This window comes from Bartonella sp. AP331QHHD, from assembly GCF_042195905.1.
GTDB lineage: Bacteria > Pseudomonadota > Alphaproteobacteria > Rhizobiales > Rhizobiaceae > Bartonella.
This window is the reverse complement of record NZ_JBHIPG010000017.1, coordinates 21,718-27,937: the sequence shown is the minus strand read 5'-3', so window position 1 is coordinate 27,937 and position 6,220 is coordinate 21,718. Positions and strand designations below refer to the sequence as shown.

6 protein-coding genes are annotated in these 6,220 nt (G+C 43.5%); all 6 read right to left on the bottom strand.

Annotated features, from left to right (window positions below; genetic code table 11):
- Positions 1-1,527: 1,527 nt before the first annotated feature.
- The 6 genes from ACFIMS_RS01890 to ACFIMS_RS01865 all read right to left on the bottom strand — a co-directional run bounded on the left by ACFIMS_RS01890 (position 1,528) and on the right by ACFIMS_RS01865 (position 6,194).
- Positions 1,528-1,884 (bottom strand): hypothetical protein, encoded by a 357-nt coding sequence (locus ACFIMS_RS01890; protein ID WP_375696333.1) that lies wholly within the window; start codon positions 1,882-1,884, stop codon positions 1,528-1,530.
- 337 nt (positions 1,885-2,221) lie between these two features.
- Positions 2,222-4,204 (bottom strand): transposase domain-containing protein, encoded by a 1,983-nt coding sequence (locus ACFIMS_RS01885; protein WP_375696332.1) that lies wholly within the window; start codon positions 4,202-4,204, stop codon positions 2,222-2,224.
- Complete coding sequence (locus ACFIMS_RS01880) at positions 4,201-4,659, bottom strand: hypothetical protein (protein WP_375681125.1); 459 nt, start codon at positions 4,657-4,659, stop codon at positions 4,201-4,203. The genes ACFIMS_RS01885 and ACFIMS_RS01880 overlap by 4 nt, the downstream gene beginning before the upstream one ends.
- On the bottom strand, positions 4,656-5,672 hold the full coding sequence (locus tag ACFIMS_RS01875; RefSeq protein ID WP_375696331.1) for a ParB/RepB/Spo0J family partition protein: 1,017 nt from the start codon (positions 5,670-5,672) through the stop codon (positions 4,656-4,658). Before ACFIMS_RS01875 ends, ACFIMS_RS01880 begins: the two co-directional genes overlap by 4 nt.
- A complete protein-coding gene (locus tag ACFIMS_RS01870) occupies positions 5,672-6,070 on the bottom strand; it encodes a hypothetical protein (protein WP_375675574.1) in 399 nt (132 codons plus the stop codon). The genes ACFIMS_RS01875 and ACFIMS_RS01870 overlap by 1 nt, the downstream gene beginning before the upstream one ends.
- On the bottom strand, positions 6,054-6,194 hold the full coding sequence (locus tag ACFIMS_RS01865) for a hypothetical protein (RefSeq protein WP_273755279.1): 141 nt from the start codon (positions 6,192-6,194) through the stop codon (positions 6,054-6,056). The genes ACFIMS_RS01870 and ACFIMS_RS01865 overlap by 17 nt, the downstream gene beginning before the upstream one ends.
- Between the last annotated feature and the right edge of the window lie 26 nt (positions 6,195-6,220).

The following is a 6,220-nucleotide window of genomic DNA, read 5'->3' as shown; positions in this document are numbered from 1 at the left end:
TTATGGTGTATAAACGCATATAAAATGCATTGCTATAAACATATCATAAAAGAGAGAGTAACATAAAAAAAGCCGTGTCAAATGATATGACGCGGCTTTCAAATAGCGTTTCTTATTGATTAAAATGAATCATCCACAATGGAGTAATGAATGCATATATACAAAACGTATCATATTGCAAGCGCTCTATGAGAGATATGAAAACTTATCAAAAGGAATGTAAATGTGCGTATGATCTTTAATCACTCATTTGAATGAGAGAGCCTATAACGCTTGTTATGGCTATCAAACGTATCAAACAAATCAAAATGCTCGGTAGCTTTAACAATCCAATCAAAAGCAAATGCATATTCAATAAATATCTGCAAAAAACGTTCTTTTTACATTTGGAAGCGTTGGTTTTTAAAAGCAGCTTTTCATAAGATAAATAAACAAACGCTTTTATAAAGTGTAAGGTTTTTAAGATTTTGCTCTGCTGTGAAAGCTAAATCTTAGTTTTCTCATAAATGAAACGTTTTTAAGAGCAAATGATAACTAAGTTATAACTGTTATAAAAAAAAGTTTTAACGTTTCTTATAAAGATCTCATCTTATGTTTCAAACGTTTAAACGTGCATTTAAAGAGGTTCTCATAAGCGTATTTGTACTTTTCATTAAAACCTAATTTCTTTAAATATTAGCCGGTCCATTTTTGGAGGCATTATCTTAGAATAGAGCATTCTTTAAACATTACAGCTTTTGACTCAAAATTAAGTAAAAACCCATACCTTATGATGTTACAATGGTTTTGAAGTTTGTTTGCTTATCTTTGTCTTAATAGCTGCCCCCAAATTTGGAAAGAGCTCATTTGGTTTCGTATTTTTAAACTATAACTTTTAAAATGTTTTTAGTACCAAATCTAAAGTAGATAGTTATTCTACTGCCATGGCATTATTTGCCTCCATTTTTTTGTGGAAGCGAATAGTTCCATTCTTAAAGACTAGCCTGCAATCTATTCATTAAAAGGCTTTTCATTTCATAAGATATAGCATTTTGAATTTCATGACCTTTATTTCCTACCTCGGTAAAAAATACCGTGGTTATAAAATCGATCTTGTCTTTAAATCCTTTTATGCAATCTTTAAAATGTTCGGTGTTATGATGATGCTGTTATGACAGCTCTCTATTTTGCGCTCGCCAATTTTGGCGAATGTTAATTTGCTCTTTTATGTGATTAACAATCCAATCTTTAAAACAAGATGTGATCTTTAAACGTATGTTATCGATATTTTCAAACGACTAAATTTAAAACAATGTGATTTGTGCTGTGATAAAAACGTATCATAAAATTTATGAACTGTTATGAATGATATCGGCTTTTCATTTCATATGAACGTTTACATGCGTTATAATATTTACATTATGATTTGCTTTTTATGGTCTATTCATACATGCCAATCTTATATAAAAAATGGTCAAATGAATCACGTATAAAAATGTGGATTCTTAAGTGGATTCATATAAAATAATTTCACACAACCTATTGACTTTATTTCATTTTTTGATATGATAGCTTATCGGCTGGTTTTTCAGGAATGCGCTCCAAAAACCCCGCTGTTTCCTTTAAAACCTCAACCCATTGTTGAACCTTTGCATTTTGCTTCCCCAACTGTCCCGCATAACTGCCCGCATACCATTGCGAAAACGTCCCATCCGGCATGCCTATGCGCCGCGCCACCTCTGCTTTCGACCAATCATTCATTTGCCCCAAAGCTCTCACTGCATCCACAAGCTCATTCCATAAAGCAATGTCATCACTGTTGCGGTTTTGTGCTGTTCCATTGGGCTGGATTTTAGGTCGCGCCCAAGGATTTTTATCGACCGTTGCATTTATCGCGTTTTTCATGTATATTCCCCCCTCGTATTGATTTTAGACTATTGATAAGGGGAAGGGCTCCCACCCGCCCCTTATCTTTTGTCTTTAGAATGAACATTTAAAAGCCGTACGCGATACTAAAACGGCTAACCTTGCAAATCCCCTCTCTTTCTCACACATCGGGGAACTTGCTAACTCCACGCATCTCACCCGATCAGGCAAAGATACCTAGAAACTTCATGTATTGATTAGACTTTTAAAGGATTAAGATTCCTCCCCCCTTTCTTTGTTAACGCTTCAACCTGGTACGCGATACAAAACCAGCTTCCTTTTGAGAATTCTTACAAATCCCCCCCTCTTTCCTTTCCTATCGTTTAGGAAACTTGATCACCTCACGCCCCTCATCAGAGGCGGAAAGCTTTCTCAAAGCTTTATGCAAGTGTTGACTGAATTCTTCCTCCCCCAAAACCTCATCATCGTCTGCTTTCAAAGCTAAATTCCCCACATTGTTTGGCATCAAGCGGCTCACCTTTGGCTTTATCGGAAGCTTAGATTTGAACGCTTCATCCTTTTTCTCAAGGCGCCCATAAACATCGGCCAAGTGATCAGGTGCAAGCTTTGCTGCCAACTGTTTTTCTGCTTTAACAGCCTTCACATATTCTTTACGCAAACGCCCATTCAAGCGCGCCGCCTGCTGGTCATAAAAACCTACATCACAAAGGCATGGTGCCAGACAAAGCAACCGATTGTTCAAATCATAAACCCGTAAATCTTGATGCAAATTATCCGGATCAAAGCGTACAATCACTTTTTTCCCCGCATGCTCATTCAACGCCCGCGCCCAATAACGATTGCCATAAAAATGAATCTCCCCCGTACCCTTTTGCGCACGCAACGCCTCAGAGGTTAAAAGCCATAAAGCCCGTTGTGCCGCCGTTGCTTGCCGAATAATCGTCCCCTCGGCTTGCAAGCTCTCAGTAAAGGTCTCATCAAAACTGCGCCCCGCACAATTAACCGCCTTACGCCCTGCTTGCGCATTGTGTGCCACAATTTGCGCCCCAACATGGGCTTTAAACGCTTCAAATCCTATCGCGCGCTTGCCATAATCTTCAGGCTTGGCATCCGGTTTATTGCCCGTATAAGCCCCCGCACAAAAGGGATGTTTAGAAATCGCTTCTGCCAGATCACGCCATGCCCGCTCAATCGGTTTAGACTGTCCGCTATAAGGGGTGGTCCATTGCAATTGCACCCCCAAACTCGTCAAAAGCCCTTGCGGATCATCCGGCTTAATCTTAAAACGAAAACGGTTTTGCACACCTCCAGAAATCCACTTGCTGGTAAAGGCACGCCCATTATCCAAGGTCATACGCTCCGGTATGCCATAAGCTTCCACCATGTCCCCAATCACCAAACGAACGATTTCCCAAGTCTCAGCATCCGATAAGCGCCACGATAAAATCTTGCCCGAATAAAGATCTTGTATCGCTATCAGATAAAGCCGCACAGGCTTCTCTGTCCAAGGAACACTCACAAAAACATCCAGCTTATGCCCGTCCATATTCACCGCTTGCAGTGCATGCAGGCTTGAGCGATCACGCCGTTGGGCTGGATAAAGCTTTTTTGCCTTTTCTTCTCCCTCACGTGCTAAAACCACAACCGCTTTGGAAATTTGCGCCTTAAAACGACGCCGTAAAGCCCGCTCAGAAGGAATGGGCTCAAAACCCCGCTCCTGCGCAACCATCACCATGCGCCGATAACATGCTGAAAAAGCAGGTTTAGAGGGGCGCAAATAATCCGAACAAAAAACCTCCCACGCCCCCTCATGACACGGCGCAAATTGCGAAACATTCTCCTCACCATAACAAGGCGCTAAAGCTGCCAACCAATCAGGGCGCTCATACCCCTCCACCATCTGCCGCCAATTAAAAAGCGACATCCGGCTCACACCAAATTGCACCGCACTCAAACTTGCCGCATCATGCACACCCATACCGGCATGGAGCAAATCTTCCCAAAAGCAAAGTGCCTTCAAACGCTCTTCACAGCGCCTTTTATGCGCCTTTGAAAGCCCCTCATAACGCACCCAAATACTTGTCTTTTGATCGCTTTTCTCTGTCTTTTCTTCTACACAAACCCCACCTGCCCGCACCAACAACGCCGCCCGCGCCCCCTCCGGCAATAAAGAAATGTGATACTCCCAAACCGGCTTGGTTTTGCTTCCCACTTTCCTCGAAAGTTCAGAGTTTTTTCTCCAATATGCCCGTCCGTGGTTTTCAAGACTTTTATATGTTTTCGGCAACCCTGGCAAAGCTGCCTCAGCCAATTCGGCAATAGTAAACCATTCCTTCATGGCTGCCCCCTTTTAATGCAAACCGGCGTTGCGCGCATGGCTTTCAATTGCGCTGCAATCTCCCGCTGTTCCTGCTGAAGCCGCGCAATCTCTGCTAAACGCGCCTCATCCCCTTGCAACAGCAACAATCCATCTTCACTCACCACCTCATCCCAGAGCCAAAATGCCTCTGTCGCCCGCACAAATGCCTTAAACCGCGGCAGGGAAATATCCACCTGCTTACTTTCCGCAACATAAGCATCCAAACTCGCCTTACTTAAACACCCAATCCCTAAATAATGCGCCATACGCTCCGCAATCACACTGCGCTCATGCCGGCATTCACGCAAAGCCCGCGCCATCGCTCGCTTAATGCGCGAGCGAAACCGCCCTAAATCAATCTGCGCAACGGGTTCACGACAGGGAAAAACCGGCTTTTGGAAAAAATCAAGCTGCCCGCAACCATGCCTCTTCATGCCTGCTCCTCCCCTGATTGCTTGTTCAAATAATCACAAAACCGCGCCTTTGTCTGCGCATCGGCCCTTTGCCAAACACCTAATAACTGAGCAAAAATCCGTTCCTGTTCATTAATTTGCGGCGGTGTATTAATCCCATTGACCAAATCAACAGCCCGCCTCAAATCCCCATCAACCTGTTGGAGCGCAATTGCCACACGCCGTTGCGCAACCGGCTCCATCTTCGCCAACTTCAACAACTGCGCTTGATTATCTGCCAAGGCTGTCCCCCGCAAAACCGCCCGCAACTCCGGCTGTAAATGCTGGGAAATTTTCGTTAAATAATGCACTGCACGTTTCGATAAACCAATACGATCTGCCACATGTTTGGCAAAGTGCAAACTTTGCACTTTGCCATCTTCTCCCTCCATTTGAGCAATAGGGTCAACTTGACCCTTTGCCACTTTATCCCCTTCACATCCAGTTTCATGATGCTCTGAAAAGCCTTCTTTTGGCAAAGGTGCAACTTGCACCTTTGCCACTTTGTCTCCTTCACACCCAGTTTCGTTATGCTCTGAAGAACCATCTTTTGGCAAAGGGTAAACTTTACCCTTTGCCACTTTGTCCTTTGTATATTGATTACCATGATCACCACCACGTTGAATCTCCCCATACTTCTTTTCCCACAATTCGCGGTAAGTCTGGACAAAAAGCGCACGATCAATAACAGACAATTCATTGCGAAAAAGGTTTTCAGCCACTTCTAAAAGCGCGGCATTGTCCTTATCAGCCTGCACCACAACCGCATCAATGTCACTATAGCCCAAAAGCTCAGCAGCACGAAGCCGATGCGCACCAGCTATAAGTGTGTAATTACCTTCCTTAGCATTGGGGGTATGGCGCACCGTAATCGGATTCATCAATCCCTCCCGCGCCATTGATTGCGCAAGTGCCTTGGCATGCTCATCATCCACAGGGCGTATACGCTCCGGCACCACAATCACATCAAGAGCAAGCTTTTGAAACTGTGCCATCACGCCACCGCCTTTCTGATCTCTTTAAAGAATAAATCCATCGCACGCCCCGCCCATCTTCGATAAGCTTTCGCAAAAACGGGTTCTTCCAAACGCCGGTTAATCACTTGCATAGATAGAGAAATAGAAGTCCGCTGACGTGCCTGTATCGCAACAATACGCCGCCGTGGCACCTCAAACTGATAATGCAAAATATGAATAACAATCTGTCGTGCTAACGCCGCATCAAATAAGCCATGCGGGGGGTCAATAATATACCGGATCGGCAGATGCTTAAATCCACTACTCACGGCTTTTAAAGAACAGGAAAGCATCACCTGTAAACGTTCAACTTCTGAATAAGGATTAACGATATCGTTTCTGACATCTGGGGTCCATAAATTACAAGCAGCAACCATAACCACCCCCTATAAAAACAATATGACCACCATCTAATCGCCAGAACCAACCCATGCAAACGGCTGTTCTATGATGCAACTCTATGCAATTTATCTTGCCTATTTCGTACTGATCTTTAGACATTGATAAACCTTTTTATCTTATGGTAT

What these genes read in the sequence shown, in the direction of transcription:
- ACFIMS_RS01865 (WP_273755279.1), bottom strand. Translation starts at nt 6,194, where the DNA reads ATGTCTAAAGATCAGTACGAAATAGGCAAGATAAATTGCATAGAGTTG.
- ACFIMS_RS01870 (WP_375675574.1), bottom strand. Translation starts at nt 6,070, where the DNA reads ATGGTTGCTGCTTGTAATTTATGGACCCCAGATGTCAGAAACGATATC.
- ACFIMS_RS01875 (WP_375696331.1), bottom strand. Translation starts at nt 5,672, where the DNA reads ATGGCACAGTTTCAAAAGCTTGCTCTTGATGTGATTGTGGTGCCGGAG.
- ACFIMS_RS01890 (WP_375696333.1), bottom strand. Translation starts at nt 1,884, where the DNA reads ATGAAAAACGCGATAAATGCAACGGTCGATAAAAATCCTTGGGCGCGA.
- ACFIMS_RS01880 (WP_375681125.1), bottom strand. Translation starts at nt 4,659, where the DNA reads ATGAAGAGGCATGGTTGCGGGCAGCTTGATTTTTTCCAAAAGCCGGTT.
- ACFIMS_RS01885 (WP_375696332.1), bottom strand. Translation starts at nt 4,204, where the DNA reads ATGAAGGAATGGTTTACTATTGCCGAATTGGCTGAGGCAGCTTTGCCA.